The sequence below is a fragment of the Ensifer sp. M14 genome, from assembly GCF_003355565.1.
Taxonomy (GTDB): Bacteria; Pseudomonadota; Alphaproteobacteria; order Rhizobiales; family Rhizobiaceae; genus Ensifer.
In genome coordinates, this window is the sequence record NZ_QJNR01000004.1 from 675,035 (window position 1) to 695,556 (window position 20,522).

Below are 20,522 nucleotides of genomic sequence, written 5' to 3' on the forward strand. Positions count from 1 at the left end.
CCATGTCCCCTTCCGAAATTGCCTGGCCGTGGGCATCGTAAGCCGAGCCGCCGACCAGGCCTTCGTCCGTCACGAAACCGGCGCCAAGCTCGGCATTCATGTAGGCAATGATTTTGCGGACTTCCGCCATGGCTTCCGGGCCGATGCCGTCGCCGGGCAGAAGGAAGAGATTGCGCACTGTCATGGAAAGTCCTTCTCGCGGGGAAAACTCGCGCGCGTCTTAGCGCAACTTCGTATCGAGGGAAATGATCGCAACGAAAGAATTGTGCGCCGCCGTCTCTGTCCCGCGCCCGTTCCCGGAGAAACAGCACGCCGATCGAAAGGATGGAATTCTCACATCCATGGCCTGACGCCGCCAACGCCCGAACACCCGGAAGGACCCGCACCATGCGCACTTTCACTCACGAGATCACCGCGCTTCTCGGCGCCAGCATCAATGCCCTTATCTTCGGTAACCGCCGGAACGAGGCGCGCCATCGCTAACGTTGTTTCTTCGCGCGACCACTCTCCGGTCGAAGCCCATTTTCGTTTCGACATTCGCCAACGCCTTGCCTTTCCGCTTGACGGAATCGCTGGCGGGGGATCGAATGGCCGGTGAAACAACCGGGGACTTGCCATGTCCGAGACGCTGCTGATCGGTGCCTTTCTCGCCGCCCTTTCCTATACGCTCATTCCCGGGCCGGCCTTTCTCGCCTTGCTCGGCATCGGCGCCGGCCAGGGCCGCAAGGCAGGCGCGCTGTTCATGGGTGGCCATCTCGCCGGCGATATCCTCTGGTCAGGGCTGGCGCTGGTGGCGATCATCGGCGCGCGTTCGGTCGGCACGACGGTCTTCGATATCCTTGGTCTCTTCTGCGGCCTCTATCTCGGCTGGATCGGCTGGACCGCTCTGCGCGCCCGACCGAAAGGTGATAACCGGGCGCTGATCACCGTGGAGAAACCGCTGCGGCGCGGGCTGATCTTCGGCCTGACCAACCCGAAGGGCTATCCGGTGGCGCTCGCAACCTTCACCGCGCTGCTTGCCGGCTCCGCCAATGCGCTGGAATTCGATGCCCTGCCGATGTTGCTTGGCGTCTCGCTTATCGGTTTTCTCGTCGCCGACCTGATCCTGATTGTCATCATCGGCGCTTCGGTCGTCCGGCGCTTCTACCGCCGCCATGAACTGGCGATCGTCCGGCTGTCGGGACTGCTGTTCATCGGCTTTGCCGTCCAGGCGGTGTGGCACGCCGCCCCCGGCCTTCTCGGTTTGCGTAAGCCTTGACGTCCAAACCTTGACGCCGGGTCCATCAGCGACCACCTCAAGCTCTTCCGTCGGCGTTGCTCCAGCTTCGCGGGCGCTTCCCTCCCCGGCTCCTTGCCGGTATCCGCATGCGAAAGGACCCTTCATGACCGCCAGCACCCCGCTCAATCCCGCCCTGACGACCTGGACCGGGCATGAGGGCCTGCCCCGCTTCGATCTGGTGAAGGACACGGATTTTGCACCGGCCTTCGATGCTGCCTTCAAAGCGCACGAGGCGGAGATCGACGATATCGCCGGAAATCCTGAGGCGCCGACCTTCGCCAACACCGTGATTGCGCTCGAGATCGCCGGGGACGAGCTGTCGCGCATCTCCTCGATCTTCTGGAACAAGGCCGGCGCCGACACCAACGAAACCATCCAGGCGCTGGAGCGCGACATCGCGCCCAAAATGTCGCGGCATTATTCGAAGATCGGCATGAATGCGGCACTGTTCAAGCGGATCGATACGCTCTGGGAAAACCGCGAAAGGCTCGGTCTCAACCTTGAAGCGACGCGGGTCCTTGAGCGCCATTGGAAAGGTTTCGTCAAATCCGGTGCGAAGCTCGGCAAGGACGAGCAGGAGCGATTGGCCGCGATCAACGAGACGCTTGCTGGCCTCGGCGCCAAATTCGGCCAGAACGTGCTTGCCGACGAAAAGAACTGGGCGCTTTTTCTCGCCAGCGACGAGGATCTCGCCGGTGTCCCGGACTTCCTGCGCGACGCCATGGCGGCTGCCGCGAGCGACCGTGGTGAAAATGGCAAATATGCCGTGACGCTGTCGCGTTCGATCATCGAGCCGTTCCTGACCTTCTCCGACAATCGCGAACGCAGGGAACAGGCGTTCCGCGCCTGGATTGCCCGCGGCGAAAATGGTGGCGAAACCGACAATCGCGGCCTCATTGCCGAAACCCTGGCTCTCAGGTCCGAGAAGGCCAAGTTGCTCGGTTACGACAACTACGCGGCGCTGAAGCTCGACAACACCATGGCCAAGACACCGGCGGCGGTGAACGGTCTGCTGATGCAGGTCTGGGAAAAGGCCGTTGCCCGTGCGCGTGAGGAAGAGGCCGATCTTGCCAAGCTGGTCGCCGCCGAAGGCCGCAACCATGACGTCATGCCTTGGGACTGGCGCCACTATGCCGAAAAGCTGCGCGCCGAAAAGTTCAACTTCTCGGAAGGCGAGCTGAAGCCCTATCTGCAGCTGGAAAAGATCATCGAGGCCTGCTTCGATGTCGCCCAGCGGCTTTTCGGCATCACCGCGACCGAGAAAAAGGGCATTGCCGGCTATCATCCGGATGTGCGCGTCTTCGAGATTAGAGACGCCGCAGGAAAGCTTGTGGCGCTGTTTCTCGGCGATTACTTCGCGCGGTCGTCGAAGCGCTCCGGCGCCTGGATGAGCGCGTTTCAGTCGCAGCACAAGCTGACACTGAAGAACGGCGCCGTCGGCGAGCTGCCGATCATCTACAACGTCTGCAACTTTGCGAAACCCGCCGAAGGCAAGCCGGCGCTGCTGTCGCTCGACGATGCACGCACCTTGTTCCACGAGTTCGGACACGCATTGCATGGCATGCTATCCAATGTTACCTACCCCTCGGTTTCCGGCACGGGTGTGTCGCGCGATTTCGTTGAACTGCCCTCGCAGCTCTACGAACACTGGTTGACCGTTCCCGACATCCTCAAGCGCTACGCGGTGCACTACCAGACCGGCGAACCGATGCCCGAGGCGTTGCTCGGCAAGGTGCTTGCTGCGCGCACGTTCAACTCCGGCTTTGCGACCGTCGAGTTCACCTCGTCTGCCCTCGTCGACATGGCCTACCACACGGCGGAAACGCAGGGCGAACCGATGTCGCTCGAAGCGGCGACGCTTGACAAGATCGGCATGCCCCGGTCGATCGTCATGCGCCATCGCAGCCCGCATTTCCTGCATGTCTTCTCCGGCGACGGCTATTCGGCCGGCTACTATTCCTACATGTGGTCGGAAGTGCTGGACGCGGATGCGTTTGCCGCCTTCGAAGAGACGGGAAATCCGTTTGACCCCGGCATGGCCAAAAAGCTCAAGGACAGCGTCTATTCGGTCGGTGGTTCGATCGATCCGGAAGATGCTTACAAGGGGTTCCGCGGCAAGCTGCCGAGCCCGGATGCCATGCTCGCCAAGAAGGGGCTGGCGGCCTGAGCTTTGTCGAAAGGTTTATCGCGCCATCTGGCGCGATCGACCTGTCCAAAGCGCCCGCGCCGTCTCGCAGGCGGTCTCGAAGTCAGAGGTATTGCCCAGGCTGAGAAGGGCTGCGGCTGTCGTGGTGATGATCGTCGTCTCCGCGCGCTCGTCGCGGGCCGCTCCCGTCCACACCGCCTCCCAATACTCGCGGGTGCTGAGGCCCACGCGCCCTTCGACGGGGGGCGCCGGCAGTGCCGGAATGATGAGATCGACGGTCTCGCTGCCGATCAGGCGATACACAGGTGTCTGGCGATAGGGGGTGAACTCCGCATGGTCGCGGGTGTTGCCGAGGATCGTCAGATCCTTCAGACCGAGTAAAAGCGCGATGTCCCGGCTCAGCGTCCTTGCGGCTGAATTGGCGACCCCCAGCAGGCTCGTGCGTGCGCCCAGGGGGTTGATCAGATGGACGGCGGCGCCGAGCGGAATGCGCATCTCCATCAGCCCGTAGAGGCCAAGCAGACGATAGATCTGCGGCGAGAGTGCCGGTAGCGGCAGATAGGCGATCCCCGACCTTGTCAGCGCGCTGTCGGCTTCCTCAAGCGAAGCGCAAATGGCGATTCCGCTTCGGGCGGCCGCGATCTCCAGTTTTCCGCGCTCGGTGCCGTCCTGGCCATAATGACCGTGCAGCATGACACGGTAGCCGGCACTTGCCACCAGCCTTGCTGCGTGCAGGAACCAAGGCGCGGTCTTCAACTTCGGCGAGAGATAGCACGGCCAGTCGAGATCTGCCGCGCCGCTGCCGGCGACGGCACCGACATGGCGGCGGATCGCCTTGACGAAGCCGGCGATCTCGACGGCGGTTGCGCCGCGATACTGCAACGCGACCATCAGAGCCCCGATCTGCACCGGATCCGCCTCCCCGGCCAGGATGATCGTCAAGGCATCTTCCGCTTCGGCCTCGCTCAAAGGTCGGCTGCGACCGGCGCCGGTGCCGATGGTTGCGATGCTGCGGGCAAGCCGGCGTTGCGGGGCCGCATCGTCGCCGATCCGCGCAAGCTTGGCGGCAAAGGCTTGCGGCGTCGGCTCGCCGTCCAGCATCAGGCTTGGTCGTACCGAGAGTGGTGGCGCTGCAATCAGCCCTGCCCCCTCCCAGCCGCTTTGCTCCTGCGGGTCGGCCGCTGCGGCAGCACCCGCTCGTTCGAAAAGCGCCTCCGTCTCCGCAGCAAGGGCGCGCACCCGCAGTCTCAGGGTTTCGGCAAGGGGCGTCGGCCGCAGGCCATGGCCGGTGCGCAGGAACAGGGGGTCGTCGTATTCTTCCCGCAACTGGGAGAGGAGCCGGCTCATGGCGGAGGGTTGCAGGCCGACGCTTGCCGCCGCCCGGCTGACGCTGTTTTCGCGCAACAGCGCATCAAGCGCCAGCAGCAGGCGCAACTTGCTCATGTCGGTCTGCCGTTCGTGCGACGCTGGAGACGCCTGCGCTTGAACCTTCATCGCTGTCGCTCCCTCAAACATCGCTCCGGCATATTCGAAGCTCGTGTTTTGCGCTCATTCACATTTAGAATAATTCTAAAACAGTGGCGTTGCCGCCATTGTCGCCATTAACTAAGTGGACTTTGATACTCAAGTTATTTGTGGGGACAAAGATGAGCATTGAGGCCCGCGGCCCGCTGGATAACGGCATCGAGCGGCACACATTCGCGTTACGGGTTCGGCGCAAGTCCGCGCAGCGGTCGTCGGGGCGTCGTCGGCGTTTTGTCTACGCCTGCCTTGCCGGCACAGCGCTGACGGTGCCGATGGAAGCGCAGGCGCAGAAAGCCAAGGACAAGGGGAAAGACACCGAGCTCGAACAGATCGTGGTCACCGCGACCGGCTTCGAGCAGAACGTCAAGGATGCCCCGGCGAGCATCACCGTGGTCACCGGCGAAGAGCTGGAAAAAGGCTCGTTTCGCGACCTGACCGACGCGCTGCGCGATGCTCAGGGTGTGGCGGTGACGGGTGTTGCCAACGAACGCGACATCTTCATCCGCGGTCTGCCCGGCTCCTACACGCTCATCCTCGTCGACGGCAAACGCCAGAGCACGCGTGATGCCCGCACCAACGGCAATTCCGGCTTCGAGCAGAGTTTCGTGCCGCCGGCGGCCGCAATCGAGCGCATCGAAATCGTGCGCGGGCCGATGTCGTCGCTTTATGGCTCGGACGCGATGGGCGGCGTCATCAACATCATCACCCGCAAGGTTTCCGACACCTGGAACGGCTCGATCACCACCGACGCGACGATGCAGCAGCATCAGCGTTACGGCAATTCCGGCCAGCTGTCGTTCTATGCCAACGGTTCGATCCTGAAGGACACGCTCGGCATGCAGATCTGGGGGCGTGGGCTGAAGCGCGGTGAGGACAAGGTCCTGTCCGGTATCACCGGCGCCCGCGAGCACGACATGACGGCACGGCTTGCCTACACGCCGAATGAGGACCACGACTTCTACCTCGAGGGCGGTACCGCAAGACTGCGGCGCGAAGCCAATGTCGGTAACACGATCGAAACGGGCCCAAGGGCCGTCAGCACCTACAACGACAATGATCGCGATCACTGGTCGTTTTCCCACACCGGCCGGTGGGGGCCGACCACGTCTGATTTCTCGATCCTGCAGGAATGGGCGGAGCGGCGGAACTACAACTACAATGCGGCGGAAGGCCGCTTCGACAAGCAACCGCGCGCGCCTGAGGTTCGCAACACAGTCATCGACGGCAAGTTTACGACGTTCGACCTTGGCGGCAGCCACACGCTGGTGACCGGCGGACAGTTCTTCGAAGCGCGGCTCTCCGACCAGAACCCCGGACGGCGCACCGGGCTCACGGAAAAATTCTCGGCCACGCAATGGGCGCTGTTTGCCGAGGACGAGTGGCGCATGCTCGATAATTTCGCGCTGACGGGCGGCCTGCGCCTCGATCACCACGAGGAATATGGCTACCACTTGAGCCCGCGCCTCTATGGCGTCTGGGATGCAACCGACACGCTGACGGTCAAGGGCGGCATCTCCACCGGCTTCCGCGCGCCGGACATCCGCAGCATTGCGCCTGGCTATGCCTACACGACGGGCGGCGGCGGTTGCTCCTATGGGCCGGCCGGCACCTGCGGCGTGATCATCGCCGACCCTAACCTCAAGGCAGAGTCGAGCACGAGCTATGAAATCGGAGCTGTCTGGGACAATGGCGACGTCATTCTCGGCGGCACCTATTTCTACACGGACTTCAAGGACAAGATCTCCAACTCGCTGGTGCTCGACGCCTCAGGAAATCCGGTGCGCTGGAGCGAGGATCCGAACTATCGGCTCTGGTACAACTACAATATCGACGACGCCGTCATTCAGGGTGTCGAACTCACGGCGACCTGGAACGCGACCGCCGACCTGACGCTTCGCGGCAGCTACACCTACACGCAGTCCGAACAGATGACCGGAACCTATGCCGGCTTCCCGCTGGCGCGCACGCCGGAGCATATGGCCAATCTCAGGGCCGACTGGTTCACCCCGGTTGAAGGCTTGGAAGCCTGGACCTCGGTGAATTATCATGGCGAAGAGATCGCGGCCGGCGCGCGCATCGGCACCAACGGCAAGCCGGTGACGATCAACGGCCAGCAGGGGCGGAAGTATGACGCATACACTACCGTAGACATCGGCACGAAATATGCGCTCGGCGAGGGCCTGACGTTGAATGCGGCCGTCTACAACCTGCTCGACAAGACGGTCGAGCAGACCGACTTCAACACGGTGATGGAAGGTCGCCGTTTCTGGATGAGCTTGACGGCGACGTTCTGAGACAATCCGTCGAGGTCCCTGCCCCGGCTACGGACGGCGCGCTTGCGGGCGCCGTTTTCGCTTTCAGCTGGCCTGCTCTACACCGAGGGTCGCGAGAAAGCTCTGCATCCGCTTCGTGGCAAGCTCCGGCCGATCGAGCACGTTGGCCTTGTCGGCAAGCCGGAAGATATCGGCATAGTGCACAAGGCCACGGGCGGACTGCATGCCGGCGGGCATGGTGAAATGGTTCTGGTGGCCGTTCAGCCAGGCGAGAAAGACGACGCCGGCCTTGTAGTATTGCGTCGGCGCCTCGAAGATCTTGCGCGACAGCGGCACCGTCGGCTCGATCACGCTGCGGAAGGTGGCCACATCGCCCTCGGCCAATGCCGCAAGCGCCTTGGACGCGGAAGGTGCCACCGCATCGAAAATGCCAAGCAGAGCGTGGCTGTATTTCGTGCCGTCGCCCTCGATCAGCTCCGCATAGTTGAAGTCGTCGCCGGTGAAGCAGAGCACGCCCTCCGGTAGCCGGTTGCGCAAGGCGACTTCCCTGGCATTGTCGAGAAGCGAGATCTTGATGCCTTCGACCTTGTCGCGGTTGGCCTCTATGATCGACAGCACAGCGCCCAGCGCCGCATCGAAATCGTCTGATCCCCAATAGCCTTTCAGCTGTGGATCGAACATGTCGCCGAGCCAGTGCAACACCACCTTGTCCTTCGTCTGGCGCAGGATATGGCCGTAGACATGGCGATAATCATCGGGCGAGCGGGCGACACGGGCAAGTGCCCGGCTTGCCATCATGATGGCGCGGCCGCCCTCGCCCTCGACGAAGCCGATCTGTTCCTCATAGGCGGCAATGACGTCATCGAGCGAGCGGGCGTCGGTGGGCGAAAGATGGTCGGTTCCCGCGCCGCAGGCAAGGTCGGCGCCCGGCACGCTTCGGGCTTCTGCAAGCGAGCGGCGGATCAGCTGCTGTGCGCCCGGCCAGGCAAGGCCCATGCCGCGCTGGGCTGTGTCCATCGCTTCGGCAATCTTGAAGCCCAGGCCCCAGAGATGATGGCGGAAGGCCATGGTTCGGTCCCAGTCGATGGCGGCATTGCCCCAGGGATCGGCATCGCGAAGCGGATCGGAGACCACATGGGCGGCGGCATAGGCGATGCGGTTGAAAGCCGGCGCCGACTTCGGCCGCTCGATCGGCGTTCCCGTCAGCCGGTATTGCTCGAGTGAACCATCTTGGCGTGGCAACGTCAGGCTTGTCATCGGCTTTCGTCTCCTCCTCGGACCGTTGCATTCGAATAATTTAGATCGTTCCAAATTTCAAGCGAGATTTGTGAATCGTCGGCTGGATGGCTCATGCTCGGCCAGAGGCGCAATTGGTTATCGTCAACTTAAATACATGAAAATACGTAAAATACCGTCGATAGGAATCATCCATTCTTCCCTGATCTTCCCATTCCGTTTTCTGCATTTTCGCTTCCGTAGAATCGCGGAAATCAAAATGTGAACGAAACACTCTTGACGAATTTGGAACGTTCCAATTATGAATATGAAAAATAAGACACGCTTGGGAGGATGCTTTGGCCAAGGAACGGGTAACGGTGGTGGATATCGCACGCGCAGCCGGCGTGTCGAAGTCGACCGTATCGCTCGTCCTGCAGGGCAGTTCGCTGGTCAACGAGGGCACGCGCGCCAAGGTCAATGCGACCATTCGCGAGCTTGGTTATGTCTATAACCGCAGTGCCGCCAATCTGCGCCAGTCGAAATCGAAGATCATCGGCATCGTCGTCAACGACCTGACCAACAGCTTCTTCGCGGAATTGGCAGTCGGCGTCGATACCGTGGTACAGTCGGCCGGCTTCGTTCAGTTTCTTGCCAACACCAGCGAAAAGATCGAGCGCCAGCGCGAAGTGGTGGCCTCCATGCGCGAGCATGGGGTTTCCGGGCTGATCATTTCACCGGCGCGTGGCACCGAGGCTGCCGATCTAGCGCCTCTGGTCGAGAGCGGCATTCCCGTCGTGCTTGTCGTTCGCGATATTGCTGACGCTGGTGTTTCCTCGCTGACATCGGACAATCATGCCGGCGCCATGGCGGCCGTGCGCCACCTGATCGAGCGCGGCCATCGGCGCATCGCCTTCCTCGGCGGTTTCCCGGATACGGCGGTTTTCGAGGCGCGTATGCGCGGTTACCGCGATGCCTTGCTCGAGGCAGGGCTCGATACGGCGGACGGGCTTGTCATCGGTTCGGCGCCATCGCGCGCCGGTGGCGTCACTGCCATTGAGCAGGCGATGATGCTTTCTGACCGGCCGACGGCAGCACTCTGCTTCAACGACGCGGTCGCCTTCGGCGTCTGCGACGGCCTGCGGGCGCGGCGGCTGGAACCGGGCGCCGATTTTGCCGTGATCGGCTTCGACGATGTGATCGAGGCAAAGACGGCGGTGCCGGCACTGACGACCGTGTCGGTCGATCCGCAAGGCATGGGGCAGAGGGCGGCGGAACTGCTGCTGAAGCAGATCAATGCAGGCAAGGCGGAGGCGGAATCGATCGTCGGTTCGGTCCGTCTCGTCGTCCGCCAGAGCTGCGGTGCTGCGATCGAGCGCAAAAAGAGGGAGGCATTGTCATGACGGGATGGGGTCTGATCGGCGCGAGCACGATCGCACGGGAATGGGTGATCGGCGCAATTCGCGCGACGGGTGGCGAGGTGGTTTCGGTGATGAGCACCAGCGCCGAGCGCGGCGCGCTCTACGCCACGGAAAACGGCATCGGCAAGTCGGTGACGTCGCTCGAAGAGCTGGTCAACGATCCCGATGTCCAGGCCGTCTATGTCTCGACCACCAATGAGCTGCACCGCGAGCAGACATTGGCCGCCATCCGCGCCGGCAAGCACGTGTTGTGTGAAAAACCACTGGCGATGACGTTGGAGGATGCGCGCGACATGGTGGTCGCAGCGCGCGAAGCCGGTGTTGTGCTCGCCACCAATCATCACCTGCGCAACGCCGCCGCCCATCGGGCGATGCGGAACGCGATTGCCGAGGGCCGGATCGGCCGGCCGATCGCGGCCAGGGTGTTTCATGCCGTCTATCTGCCGCCGCATCTTCAGGGCTGGCGGCTGGAGCGGCCGGAGGCCGGCGGCGGCGTCATTCTCGACATCACCGTGCACGACGCCGACACCCTGCGCTTCGTCCTCAACGACGATCCGGTCGAGGCCGTCGCCATCAGCCATAGTGCCGGCATGGGCAAGGAAGGGCTGGAGGATGGCGTCATGGGAGTGCTGCACTTCCGGTCCGGCGTGATCGCCCAGTTCCACGATGCCTTCACCACCAAGTTCGCCGAAACCGGGTTCGAGGTGCACGGCACCGAGGGGTCGCTGATCGGCCGCAACGTCATGACGCAGAAGCCGGTCGGCACCGTCACCTTGCGCAATGCCGAGGGCGAAAGCCTGCTGCCGCTCGACGCGGGCAATCTCTACGAGACCGCGCTGACGGCCTTCCATTCCGCGATTGAAGGCAACGGTCAGCCGTCGGCAACCGGCGAGGACGGGGTCTGGTCGCTTGCAGCCGGGCTTGCCGTCGTCAAGGCGGCGGCGACCGGCCAGGCGGTTGCGATCGAAACGGGACTTTGAGTGGATGTCGATGAACAAGCATATTTCACCCGCTGAAGCTGCCGCTTTGATACCCGACGGTGCCGTCGTTTCGGTCTCGTCTTCGAGTGGTCTCGGTTGCCCCGACTTGACGCTGAAGGCAATCGGCGAGCGCTTCGAGGCGACCGGCCATCCGCGCGACCTGACGACGCTGCACCCCATCGCCGCCGGCGACATGAGCGGCATCAAGGGGGTCGATTACATCGCCAGGAAAGGGCTCCTGAAGAAGATCATCGGCGGCTCCTATCCCTCCGGCCCGTCAAGCGCCGAGCCGCCCTTGATCTGGCAGATGATCGGCGCCGACGAGGTGGCTGCCTATAACGTTCCCTCCGGCATCCTCTTCGACATGCACAGGGAAGCAGCGGCGAAGCGTCCTGGCGTCATGACCAAGGTCGGGCTCGACACCTTTGTCGATCCGTCGCGCCAAGGCTGCGCCATGAATGCTTCGGCGGCAGCCGAACCGGTGGTCAAGAAGGTCTCTTTCGAGGGCGAGGACTGGCTCTATTTCAAGGCGATCGCGCCTCAGGTGGCGATCATTCGCGCGACCACGGCGGACGAGCGCGGCAACCTGACCTATGAGCACGAGGGCGCCTATCTCGGCGGTCTCGACCAGGCGCTGGCCGCCCGCAACAATGGCGGCATCGTCATTGCCCAGGTCAAGCGCATCACCAAGGAAGGCTCGCTTAAACCCCACGACGTGCGGGTGCCGGGCGTGCTCGTCGACTACGTCGTCGTCGACCCCGACCAGAAGCAGACGACGCAGACGCTCTATGATCCCGCCATCTCCGGCGAGATCTTCCGTCCGCTCGACAGTTTCCGTGTGCCGGAATTCAACATCCAGAAGGTCATTGCCCGCCGGGTGGCGCAGGAGCTGCAATCGGGCAGCGCCGTCAATCTCGGCTTCGGCATTTCGGCCAACGTGCCGCGCATTCTGCTGGAAGAAGGCCTGCACGGTGCCGTCACCTGGGTGATAGAGCAGGGGGCTGTCGGCGGCGTGCCGCTGCTCGATTTTGCCTTCGGCTGCGCCTCGAACGCCGACGCCTTCATGCCGTCGCCCTATCAATTTACCTATTTCCAGGGCGCGGGCTTTGATGCCTCGCTGCTGTCTTTCCTCGAAATCGACCGCAACGGTTCGGTCAATGTCTCGAAGCTCTCCTTCCGGCCGCATGTGACGGCCGGAGCCGGCGGCTTCGTCGACATCACCGCGCGGGCAAAGAAGATCGTGTTTTCCGGCATGTTCAATGCCGGCGCCAAGCTTGCCGTTGAGGATGGCAGGTTGGTGATCGAGAAGGAAGGCAAGCTGAAGAAGCTGGTCAACGAGGTCGAGCACGTGACGTTTTCCGGCCGTCGCGGTATCGAGCAAGGGCAGGAGATCACCTACGTCACCGAGCGCTGCGTGATGAAGCTGACGCCCGAAGGCGTGATGTTGACCGAGATCGCGCCAGGCGTCGACCTGCAGGCGCATATCCTCGATCAATCCGAGTTTCCGCTCCTCGTGTCCGATCGGTTGAAGACCATGGATGCGGCGCTGTTCCATGAGGTGCCGATCGGCCTGACGCTGCCGGCAAAGCCTGCCCGCACGCTCGGCGGAGGCGCCCATGTCTGAGGATCGCATCCGGATCGCCGTCGACGGCGCGGTCGCCACAATGACTGTCGCCCGTCCGGAAAAGCTCAATGCCTTCGACATCGACATGCTGAAGGCGCTCGCCGCGGCCTGCGATACCGTCGAGATGATGCGCGAGGTTCGCGTTCTGATCCTGACGGGCGAGGGGAAGGCATTTTCGGCCGGCGGCGACATCAAGGCCTGGGGCGGCATGGATGCGGCCGCGTTCGGCCACGACTGGGTGCGCTTCGGCCATCGCGTCTTTGAACGGCTGGCGACGCTGAGGATGCCCGTCATCGCAGCGCTCAACGGCCATGCGCTGGGCGGCGGCCTGGAACTGGCCGCAGCAGCCGACATCCGCATTGCCGAAAGTCAGATCAGGATCGGCCTGCCGGAAACGAGCCTCGGCATGGTCCCGGGTTGGTCGGGCACGCAACGTCTCACCACCCGCTTCGGCGCGCAGATCGTACGGCGCATGGTGCTCGGCGGCGAGATGTTCACGGCTGAGGCGGCCAAGGCCGAGGGCCTTGTCGACGCGGTTGTCGAGACTGGAACGGTGATGGCGGCGGCCCGTGAATATGCCGCCCGCGTGGCAAAACGCGGCCCGGCCGCGCTCGAAATTTCAAAGCTGATGATCGCCTCGGCGAACGGCGAGGACAAAGGGGCTGCGGTCGAAGCGCTCGGTTCCATCCTCGTCGCCAAGACCGGCGACCTCAGGGAAGGCGTCGCGGCTTTTACCGAAAAGCGCGAAGCCCAGTTCAAGGGAGAATGGTAATGACGGTTCTGGTGAGGCCCAAGGCACTCAGCGATCACAAGGTGCGTACGTTCCAGATGCTGATCGACGGCAAATGGGTCGATAGCGCCGACGGGCGCACGCTCGAACGTGTTGCCCCTGGCCACGGCGTTGTCGTCAGCCGCTATCAGGCGGCATCAGGTGTCGATGCCGAACGGGCGATCGCTGCTGCGCGTCGCGCCTTCGACGATGGCCCCTGGCCGCGCATGACGGCATCCGAGCGCTCACTGGTCCTGCTGAAGGCGGCCGACATGATCGCCGCGCGCGCCGACGAGCTTGCCTTCCTCGACGCCATCGAATCGGGAAAGCCGATCAGCCAGGCCAAGGGCGAGCTTGGTGGCGCTGCCGATATCTGGCGTTATGCCGCCGCTCTTGCCCGTGATCTTCACGGCGAAAGCTACAACACGCTGGGAGATGGCACGCTCGGCGTCGTCCTGCGTGAAGCAATCGGCGTCGTCTCGATCATTACGCCGTGGAACTTCCCCTTCCTGATCGTCAGCCAGAAGCTGCCGTTTGCGCTGGCCGCCGGCTGCACCACCGTGGTCAAGCCTTCGGAGCTGACCTCTGCCTCGACGCTGGTGCTCGGTGAAATTCTCGAAGCGGCCGGCGTGCCGGCCGGCGTCGTCAACATCATCACCGGTACCGGCCCGGAGGTTGGCGCGCCGATGACGACGCATGGCGATGTCGACATGATCTCGTTTACCGGTTCGACCGGCGTCGGCCGCCTGACGATGGCCAATGCCGCCCAGACCCTGAAAAAAGTGTCGCTCGAACTCGGCGGCAAGAACCCGCAGATCGTCTTCCCCGATGCCAATCTCGACGAGTTCATCGATGCGGCGGTGTTCGGCGCCTATTTCAACGCCGGAGAATGCTGCAATGCCGGCTCGCGCCTGATCCTTCATCGCGATATCGCCGAAGAGGTGACGGCGCGCATCGCGGCCCTCTCGGCCAAGGTGAAGGTCGGCGATCCGCTCGATCCGGAAACCCAGGTCGGCGCGATCATCACGCCGCAGCATCTGGAAAAGATCGCCGGCTATGTTTCTGCTGCATCGAAGGATGGCGCTGCCGTCGCCCACGGTGGTGGGACACTCGATCTCGGCATGGGGCAATTCATGGCCCCGACCATTCTTTCGCAGGTGCGGCCCGACATGGCCGTTGCCCGCGAGGAGGTTTTCGGCCCGGTGCTGTCGGTGCTGACGTTCGAGACCACCGACGAGGCGATCCGCATTGCCAACTCGATCGACTACGGCCTTTCCGCCGGCGTCTGGAGCCGCGACTTCGACACCTGCCTGACCATCGGTCGTCGCGTGCGCGCCGGTACTGTCTGGATGAACACCTTCATGGACGGCGCTTCGGAGCTACCCTTCGGCGGCTACCGCCAGTCCGGCCTCGGCCGCGAGCTTGGCCGCCATGCGGTCGAGGACTACACCGAAACCAAGACACTCAACATGCACATCGGCGCGCGCACCGGCTGGTGGATGCCGCGCTAACTTAACGGTCAAAGGGATGATGATGATGAGGGCAGGGATCGCAACAACGAAGTGGGAAGGGGCGTCAAGGCGCCTTTCCTTCCGGCCGTTGTCGTGCGGTTCAGCCGGATGCGGACCAGTTGGATGGGATCTGCGGAGAGAGCAGTATCTGCAGTTTGTTGACGTCGGTTTCTCCACCGATGCGCTGCAGCAGCACCCGGCCCATGTCTTCGCCGGTGGCCGTCAAGTCCTCGTAGATCGTCTCCACCTGAGGCTGGATCGCACCAAGCAAGTGCGACGTCTGCTTGGCGACGATGTCGTACTCGCGCCCAAGCGTCAGGCCGCAATCGCTCATGCCGGTGATGGTGGCGAGAGCGCAGACCTCGCCGCCGCACATGAAGCTGTCGGGCGGATCGGGCTCGGTGTAACGCTGGCGCACACGGTCGCGAATATCGCCGGCCGGACTGTCGAGATCGATGCCGGAGAGAATTTCATAGGCACAGCCCGCCTCGCGCACGGCGGTCATGAAGCCGTGCTGCAGATGGCCGGCGAAGGTGAAATCGGCCGGACCGCTGATCAGCGCTGGCTTGCGACGCCCCTTCGCGATCAGCCGACGGGTCGCCTGGTAGGAGAAGGTGAAGTTGTCGTAGTCGACATAGGCGTGCGGGGTCGAAAGCTCGGTGCGGCCATGGGTGACGAACGGAAAACCGATTTCCGAAAGCAGCATGACGCGCGGATCGAGCGGTTCGGTGCGCGAGAAGATGACGCCATCCGCCATGCTGTTGCGGGTGATGTAGTTCACCGCTTCGACGTTAGTCGTGTTGAGGAAGTTCGGCATGACAATGACGTGGTAGGGCGTGCCCTGCAGCGCCCTGGATATGCCGTTCATGATCGAGGTGCCGTAGCCGAGGATTTCCTCGTGCGGGTCGAGAAGGACGGCAATGACGTTGGTGCGCCCGGTCTTCAGGCGCTGGGCGGCGCGATCGGGCGAATAGCCGATCTCGATCGCCACCTCGCGCACCCGCCTGCGCGTCTCGGCGGAAATCTGCGGTGCTTCGGCAAGCGCGCGCGAAACGGTGGTGACCGCAAGTCCGGTGATCTCAGCGATCGTGCGAAGGGTCGGCTTGCCGCGTCTGGCAGACGAGCCATTGTCTTCGGAACGGGCGGGCTTGGAGGGATCGGCCAATGCTAGTCATCCTCAAGGCGGTCAAGGCGGCTTTTGTAACGTGGCACGAACGCTTAGGCAATCGAATCATGAAAACGTTTTAAATCTTGCGCCGCGGCAAGGATTGCTGCGCTGCGAAAGGCCTGAAATTGTATATAAGTCAGTAAATTCAATTGCTTCTTGAGGTGGAGAAGCGCACGCGTGCGGAATGCTTGACTTGCTGAATTTATAACGTTTTAAATTGGGCCAGCCGCCGCCTTAGGCGGTGCGATATCCGAGGCGGGAGGAGGTTCCGCTTCGATAACTTGCAAACGGGAGGATAACGATGCGCAAGTTGATGACGACGACGGCTGTTGTGGCGCTGATGATGGCGGCCACTGCCGCGCGCGCAGCAGAAAACGTGGAAGTTTTGCACTGGTGGACATCCGGCGGTGAAGCCGCCGCACTCGACGTCCTGAAGAAGGATCTCGAAGGCAAGGGCATTTCCTGGACCGACATGCCGGTCGCCGGCGGTGGCGGCACGGAAGCCATGACCGTGCTTCGCGCCCGCGTCACCTCGGGCAACGCCCCGACCGCGGTTCAGATGCTCGGTTTCGACATTCTCGACTGGGCCAAGGAAGGTGCACTCGGCAACCTGGACGATACCGCGTCCAAGGAAGGCTGGGACAAGGTCATCCCGACGGCCCTGCAGCAGTTCTCGAAATATGACGGCCACTGGATCGCTGCTCCGGTCAACGTCCACTCGACCAACTGGGTGTGGATCAACAAGGCTGCGCTCGACAAGGCCGGCGGCAAGGAGCCCACCAACTGGGAAGAACTCATTGCTCTGCTCGACAACTTCAAGGCTCAGGGCCTGACGCCGATCGCCCATGGCGGTCAGCCGTGGCAGGACGCGACGATCTTCGACGCCGTCGTGCTCTCGCTCGGCAACGATTTCTACAAGCAGGCCTTCATCGATCTCGACCCGGCAGCGCTCGGCGGCGACAAGATGAAGGAAGCCTTCGATCGCATGACGAAGCTGCGCTCCTATGTCGACGACAACTTCTCTGGCCGCGACTGGAACCTTGCTTCGGCGATGGTCATCGAGAACAAGGCCGGCATGCAGTTCATGGGCGACTGGGCCAAGGGTGAGTTCCTGAAGGCGAAGAAGGTGCCGGGCACCGATTTCGTCTGCATGCGCTACCCGGGCACTCAGGGCTCCGTCACCTTCAACTCCGACCAGTTCGCGATGTTCAAGGTTGCCGACGACAAGATCCCGGCTCAGCTCGCCATGGCGTCGGCGATCGAAAGCCCGACCTTCCAGTCGGCCTTCAACGTCGTCAAGGGATCGGTTCCGGCCCGCACTGACGTTCCGGATACCGACTTCGACGCTTGTGGCAAGAAGGGCATCAAGGATCTCGCCGAAGCCAACACCAACGGCACGCTGTTCGGCTCCATGGCCCATGGCCATGCCAACCCGGCCGCCGTCAAGAACGCGATCTACGACGTCGTGACGCGCGAGTTCAACGGTGAACTGACCTCGGAAGAGGCTGTCAAGGAACTCGTCGCCGCCGTCGCGGCTGCGAAGTAACGGGCAAGACCCGGTCCGGGACGCGAAACAAGCGTCCCGGACACCCATTCTGACATGCAAGCGTCTTTCAAGCGCCGCGTTTCACCGCGGACGCCGGGAAGCCTTTTGATACCAAGAACCTGCGTGAGTGCCGTACCGGGGAGGGTCCCCGATGGCTGAGCGCCAGAAGTGGTGAACGTTCATGGATAACCGCAGTCGCCTGCAGGACCTGATACCGAAACTGGTCCTTGCCCCGAGCTTCGTTATCGTCCTGATCTTTGTTTATGGCTTCATCGCCTATACCGGCTTCCTGTCGATGACGGACAGCAAGATGCTGCCGTCCTACAATTTCGTCGGTTTCAGCAATTATCAGAAGCTCTGGGCCCTGCCGCACTGGTGGCGGGCGGTGAGCAACCTGGCGATCTTCGCCTCGCTCTACATTGCCATCTGCTCGGTGCTGGGGCTTGGGCTTGCGATCCTGCTCGACCAGAAGATCCGGGCGGAAGGGTTTCTGCGGCCGATCTATCTCTATCCGATGGCGCTGTCCTTCATCGTCACCGGCACGGCCTGGAAATGGTTCCTCGATCCCGGCATCGGGCTTGAAAACACCATGCACCTCTGGGGCTGGGAGAGCTTTTCGTTCAACTGGATCAAGGATCGCAACTACGCGATCTATTGCGTGGTGATCGCCGCGGTTTGGCAATCGACCGGCTTCATCATGGCGATGTTCCTTGCGGGCCTTCGCGGCGTCGACAACGAGATCATCAAGGCGGCGCAGATCGACGGCGCACCGACCGCGACGATCTACCGGCGGATCATCATTCCCCTGATGCGACCGGTCTTCCTTTCCGCCTTCGTCGTTCTCGCGCATCTGGCGATCAAGGCCTACGACCTGATCATCGCGCTGACCGGCGGCGGGCCGGGCCAGGCCACCGAACTGCCGGCGACCTTCATGTATTCCTACACCTTCACCCGCAACCAGATGGGCATCGGCGCCTCGTCGGCGATCATCATGCTGGTGATGATCTTCTCGATCATCGTTCCCTATCTCTACTCCGAAATCCGCGGAGGAAAACGCTCATGAGCGCTCCCAGCCCAGACAACGTCATCTCGCACAACCGCCTGATGCGGGCGCTGATCTACACGGTCCTGATCGTCTTTGCGCTCTATTCGCTGCTGCCGCTCTACGTGATGCTGGCCAATTCGCTGAAGCCGCTCGACGAGATCCGCCAGGGCGGCATGCTCAACCTGCCGCAAACTCTGACGTTCGAGCCCTGGCTTCAGGCCTGGTCGACGGCGCAGATCGGGGTGCAGCCGACGGGCCTGAAGCCGTTTTTCATCAACTCCATCCTGATGGTGGTGCCGGCCGTCGCGATCTCGACGATCATCGGCGCGCTCAATGGCTACGTGCTGACGAAATGGCGCTTTCCCGGTGCCAACATCTTCTTCGGCATGCTGCTTCTGTCGTGCTTCATCCCGTTCCAGATCGTGCTGATCCCGATGGCGCGCGTACTCGGGATCATTGGGCTTGCCGGATCGATCTGGGGCCTGATCTTCGTCCACGTGATCTACGGTCTCGGCTTCACCACGCTCTATTTCCGCAACTACTACGAAGCCTTCCCGACGGAGCTCGTGCGCGCAGCCCAGATCGATGGCGCCAGCTTCTTCCAGATCTTCTGGCGGATCATGCTGCCGTCGTCAGGACCGATCATAGTCGTTTCGGTCATCTGGCAGTTCACCAATATCTGGAACGACTTCCTGTTCGGGGCGTCCTTCTCCGGCGCGTCGTCGACGCCGATGACGGTGGCGCTCAACAACCTCGTTTCGTCGTCGACCGGGGTCAAGGAATACAACGTTCACTTCGCGGGCGCGATCCTCGCCGCCCTGCCAACGCTCATCGTCTACATCGTCTCCGGCCGCTACTTCGTCCGCGGGCTGATGTCCGGCGCCGTGAAAGGATAAGCCCATGTCTTTCCTCAAAATCAGCAACCTGCGCAAATCCTACGGCTCGCTCGAGATCCTGAAGGACATCAATCTGGAGATCGACGAGGGCGGCTTCCTGGTGCTCGTCGGCCCGTCGGGTTGCGGCAAGTCCACGCTGCTCAACACCATCGCCGGGCTGGAGCCGATCACCTCGGGCGAGATCGCCATCAACGGCCGCTCGGTCGCCGATCTGCATCCGTCCAAGCGCGACATTGCCATGGTGTTCCAGTCCTACGCGCTCTATCCGAACATGACGGTTGCCGGCAACATCGCCTTCGGCATGGAAATCCGCGGCGTGCCGAAGGACGAACGCGAGAAGGCGATCAAGCAGGTCGCCGACATGCTGCAGATCGGCCATCTGCTCGATCGCAAGCCGAGCCAGCTTTCCGGCGGCCAGCGCCAGCGCGTCGCCATGGGCCGCGCGCTCGTGCGCAACCCGCAGGTCTTCCTGTTCGACGAGCCATTGTCGAACCTCGACGCCAAGCTGCGCGTCGACATGCGCACGGAGATCAAGCGCCTGCACCACCGGATGAAGACGACCATCGTCTATGTCACCCACGACCAGATCGAGGCGATGACGCTGGCGACCAAGATCGCGGTTTTGAAGGACGGCGTGCTGCAGCAATTCGGAACGCCGGCCGAGATCTACAACAATCCGTCCAACATGTTCGTCGCCGACTTCATGGGGTCGCCGGCCATGAACCTCTTGACCGCGCGCATCGAAAAGAACGGCGCTGATGTCGCCGTCACGCTGGCGCGTCCGAATGCCGAGCCGATGAAGCTGACGGTGCCGCACGCCAGCGGCGCACTCTCCGGCTATGCCGGCAAGGACGTCGTCTTCGGCATCCGCCCGGAAGCCTTGACCGACCCTGACGGTGCCGACCGCAATGCCAAGGCGATCGTCGAGGGCGAATGCCTGATCGAGGTGGTCGAGCCCGCCGGTTCGGACACCTTTGCAGTGACTCGTCTCGGCGGCAAGGAGGTCGTTGCCCGCCTGCGCGCCGATGCACGCATCGCGCCCGGCCAGACCTCGCAGCTCGCCTTCAATCTCGACAAGGCGGTGTTCTTCGATCCCCAGACGCAGCAGCGGATCGCGTAACGACC

At 62.7% G+C, this 20,522-nt stretch carries 16 protein-coding genes; 12 read left to right on the forward strand and 4 right to left on the reverse strand.

From position 1 onward, the window contains the following. Positions 1-184: isocitrate/isopropylmalate family dehydrogenase (locus BLJAPNOD_RS03365; protein WP_244610869.1), on the reverse strand; the 184-nt coding region annotated here is incomplete at its 3' end. A gap of 432 nt (positions 185-616) precedes the next feature. On the opposite strand from BLJAPNOD_RS03365, the gene BLJAPNOD_RS03370 reads away from it, so the two are divergent. Beyond that, entirely contained in the window at positions 617-1,258 is a 642-nt protein-coding gene (locus BLJAPNOD_RS03370; protein ID WP_115418903.1) for a LysE family translocator, read from the forward strand. A 124-nt stretch (positions 1,259-1,382) separates the two neighbouring features. Continuing rightward, the gene (locus tag BLJAPNOD_RS03375) at positions 1,383-3,446 is read left to right on the forward strand and encodes a M3 family metallopeptidase (RefSeq protein WP_115418904.1); all 2,064 of its coding nucleotides are present in this window, start codon (positions 1,383-1,385) and stop codon (positions 3,444-3,446) included. Positions 3,447-3,461: 15 nt separating this feature from the next. On the opposite strand, the gene BLJAPNOD_RS03380 is transcribed toward BLJAPNOD_RS03375, so the two are convergent. Further along, complete coding sequence (locus tag BLJAPNOD_RS03380) at positions 3,462-4,919, reverse strand: glycosyl transferase family protein (RefSeq protein ID WP_115418905.1); 1,458 nt, start codon at positions 4,917-4,919, stop codon at positions 3,462-3,464. Between the two features lie 302 nt (positions 4,920-5,221). Between BLJAPNOD_RS03380 and BLJAPNOD_RS03385 the strand changes: the two genes are divergently transcribed. After that, positions 5,222-7,243, forward strand: a complete 2,022-nt coding sequence (locus tag BLJAPNOD_RS03385; protein WP_244610996.1) for a TonB-dependent receptor — start codon at positions 5,222-5,224, stop codon at positions 7,241-7,243. A gap of 63 nt (positions 7,244-7,306) precedes the next feature. Here BLJAPNOD_RS03385 and BLJAPNOD_RS03390 read toward each other — a convergent pair whose 3' ends face one another. Continuing rightward, positions 7,307-8,479: a dihydrodipicolinate synthase family protein gene (locus BLJAPNOD_RS03390; RefSeq protein WP_115418907.1), complete on the reverse strand. Its 1,173-nt coding sequence runs from the start codon at positions 8,477-8,479 to the stop codon at positions 7,307-7,309. Between the two features lie 317 nt (positions 8,480-8,796). Between BLJAPNOD_RS03390 and BLJAPNOD_RS03395 the strand changes: the two genes are divergently transcribed. From BLJAPNOD_RS03395 to BLJAPNOD_RS03415, 5 genes are read left to right on the forward strand one after another with little or no spacing between them, the layout of a single operon-like run. Continuing rightward, positions 8,797-9,840 carry a LacI family DNA-binding transcriptional regulator gene (locus tag BLJAPNOD_RS03395; protein WP_077500922.1) on the forward strand — a complete coding sequence of 348 codons (1,044 nt, stop codon included), beginning with the start codon at positions 8,797-8,799 and terminating at the stop codon, positions 9,838-9,840. Beyond that, positions 9,837-10,838, forward strand: a complete 1,002-nt coding sequence (locus tag BLJAPNOD_RS03400) for a Gfo/Idh/MocA family oxidoreductase (RefSeq protein WP_077500921.1) — start codon at positions 9,837-9,839, stop codon at positions 10,836-10,838. The genes BLJAPNOD_RS03395 and BLJAPNOD_RS03400 overlap by 4 nt, the downstream gene beginning before the upstream one ends. Positions 10,839-10,842: 4 nt before the next feature. Then, complete coding sequence (locus BLJAPNOD_RS03405) at positions 10,843-12,462, forward strand: acyl CoA:acetate/3-ketoacid CoA transferase (protein WP_077500920.1); 1,620 nt, start codon at positions 10,843-10,845, stop codon at positions 12,460-12,462. Then, positions 12,455-13,234, forward strand: a complete 780-nt coding sequence (locus BLJAPNOD_RS03410) for an enoyl-CoA hydratase/isomerase family protein (protein ID WP_115418908.1) — start codon at positions 12,455-12,457, stop codon at positions 13,232-13,234. Before BLJAPNOD_RS03405 ends, BLJAPNOD_RS03410 begins: the two co-directional genes overlap by 8 nt. Further along, positions 13,234-14,742 (forward strand): aldehyde dehydrogenase family protein, encoded by a 1,509-nt coding sequence (locus BLJAPNOD_RS03415; protein ID WP_115418909.1) that lies wholly within the window; start codon positions 13,234-13,236, stop codon positions 14,740-14,742. The genes BLJAPNOD_RS03410 and BLJAPNOD_RS03415 overlap by 1 nt, the downstream gene beginning before the upstream one ends. A gap of 100 nt (positions 14,743-14,842) precedes the next feature. On the opposite strand, the gene BLJAPNOD_RS03420 is transcribed toward BLJAPNOD_RS03415, so the two are convergent. Next, positions 14,843-15,907 carry a LacI family transcriptional regulator gene (locus tag BLJAPNOD_RS03420; protein ID WP_077500917.1) on the reverse strand — a complete coding sequence of 355 codons (1,065 nt, stop codon included), beginning with the start codon at positions 15,905-15,907 and terminating at the stop codon, positions 14,843-14,845. A 304-nt stretch (positions 15,908-16,211) separates the two neighbouring features. Between BLJAPNOD_RS03420 and BLJAPNOD_RS03425 the strand changes: the two genes are divergently transcribed. The 4 genes from BLJAPNOD_RS03425 to ugpC all read left to right on the forward strand — a co-directional run bounded on the left by BLJAPNOD_RS03425 (position 16,212) and on the right by ugpC (position 20,517). Continuing rightward, positions 16,212-17,456 carry an ABC transporter substrate-binding protein gene (locus BLJAPNOD_RS03425; protein WP_077500916.1) on the forward strand — a complete coding sequence of 415 codons (1,245 nt, stop codon included), beginning with the start codon at positions 16,212-16,214 and terminating at the stop codon, positions 17,454-17,456. 181 nt (positions 17,457-17,637) lie between these two features. After that, positions 17,638-18,519 carry a sugar ABC transporter permease gene (locus BLJAPNOD_RS03430; protein WP_077500915.1) on the forward strand — a complete coding sequence of 294 codons (882 nt, stop codon included), beginning with the start codon at positions 17,638-17,640 and terminating at the stop codon, positions 18,517-18,519. Then, complete coding sequence (locus BLJAPNOD_RS03435; RefSeq protein ID WP_077500914.1) at positions 18,516-19,397, forward strand: carbohydrate ABC transporter permease; 882 nt, start codon at positions 18,516-18,518, stop codon at positions 19,395-19,397. Before BLJAPNOD_RS03430 ends, BLJAPNOD_RS03435 begins: the two co-directional genes overlap by 4 nt. Positions 19,398-19,401: 4 nt before the next feature. Continuing rightward, positions 19,402-20,517 carry a sn-glycerol-3-phosphate ABC transporter ATP-binding protein UgpC gene (gene ugpC, locus BLJAPNOD_RS03440; RefSeq protein ID WP_115418910.1) on the forward strand — a complete coding sequence of 372 codons (1,116 nt, stop codon included), beginning with the start codon at positions 19,402-19,404 and terminating at the stop codon, positions 20,515-20,517. The last annotated feature ends 5 nt before the right edge of the window (positions 20,518-20,522 follow it).

What these genes read in the sequence shown, in the direction of transcription:
- BLJAPNOD_RS03370 (WP_115418903.1), top strand. Translation starts at nt 617, where the DNA reads ATGTCCGAGACGCTGCTGATCGGTGCCTTTCTCGCCGCCCTTTCCTAT.
- BLJAPNOD_RS03410 (WP_115418908.1), top strand. Translation starts at nt 12,455, where the DNA reads ATGTCTGAGGATCGCATCCGGATCGCCGTCGACGGCGCGGTCGCCACA.
- BLJAPNOD_RS03415 (WP_115418909.1), top strand. Translation starts at nt 13,234, where the DNA reads ATGACGGTTCTGGTGAGGCCCAAGGCACTCAGCGATCACAAGGTGCGT.
- BLJAPNOD_RS03375 (WP_115418904.1), top strand. Translation starts at nt 1,383, where the DNA reads ATGACCGCCAGCACCCCGCTCAATCCCGCCCTGACGACCTGGACCGGG.
- BLJAPNOD_RS03430 (WP_077500915.1), top strand. Translation starts at nt 17,638, where the DNA reads ATGGATAACCGCAGTCGCCTGCAGGACCTGATACCGAAACTGGTCCTT.
- BLJAPNOD_RS03435 (WP_077500914.1), top strand. Translation starts at nt 18,516, where the DNA reads ATGAGCGCTCCCAGCCCAGACAACGTCATCTCGCACAACCGCCTGATG.
- BLJAPNOD_RS03380 (WP_115418905.1), bottom strand. Translation starts at nt 4,919, where the DNA reads ATGAAGGTTCAAGCGCAGGCGTCTCCAGCGTCGCACGAACGGCAGACC.
- BLJAPNOD_RS03405 (WP_077500920.1), top strand. Translation starts at nt 10,843, where the DNA reads ATGTCGATGAACAAGCATATTTCACCCGCTGAAGCTGCCGCTTTGATA.
- ugpC (WP_115418910.1), top strand. Translation starts at nt 19,402, where the DNA reads ATGTCTTTCCTCAAAATCAGCAACCTGCGCAAATCCTACGGCTCGCTC.
- BLJAPNOD_RS03425 (WP_077500916.1), top strand. Translation starts at nt 16,212, where the DNA reads ATGCGCAAGTTGATGACGACGACGGCTGTTGTGGCGCTGATGATGGCG.
- BLJAPNOD_RS03390 (WP_115418907.1), bottom strand. Translation starts at nt 8,479, where the DNA reads ATGACAAGCCTGACGTTGCCACGCCAAGATGGTTCACTCGAGCAATAC.
- BLJAPNOD_RS03385 (WP_244610996.1), top strand. Translation starts at nt 5,222, where the DNA reads ATGGAAGCGCAGGCGCAGAAAGCCAAGGACAAGGGGAAAGACACCGAG.
- BLJAPNOD_RS03400 (WP_077500921.1), top strand. Translation starts at nt 9,837, where the DNA reads ATGACGGGATGGGGTCTGATCGGCGCGAGCACGATCGCACGGGAATGG.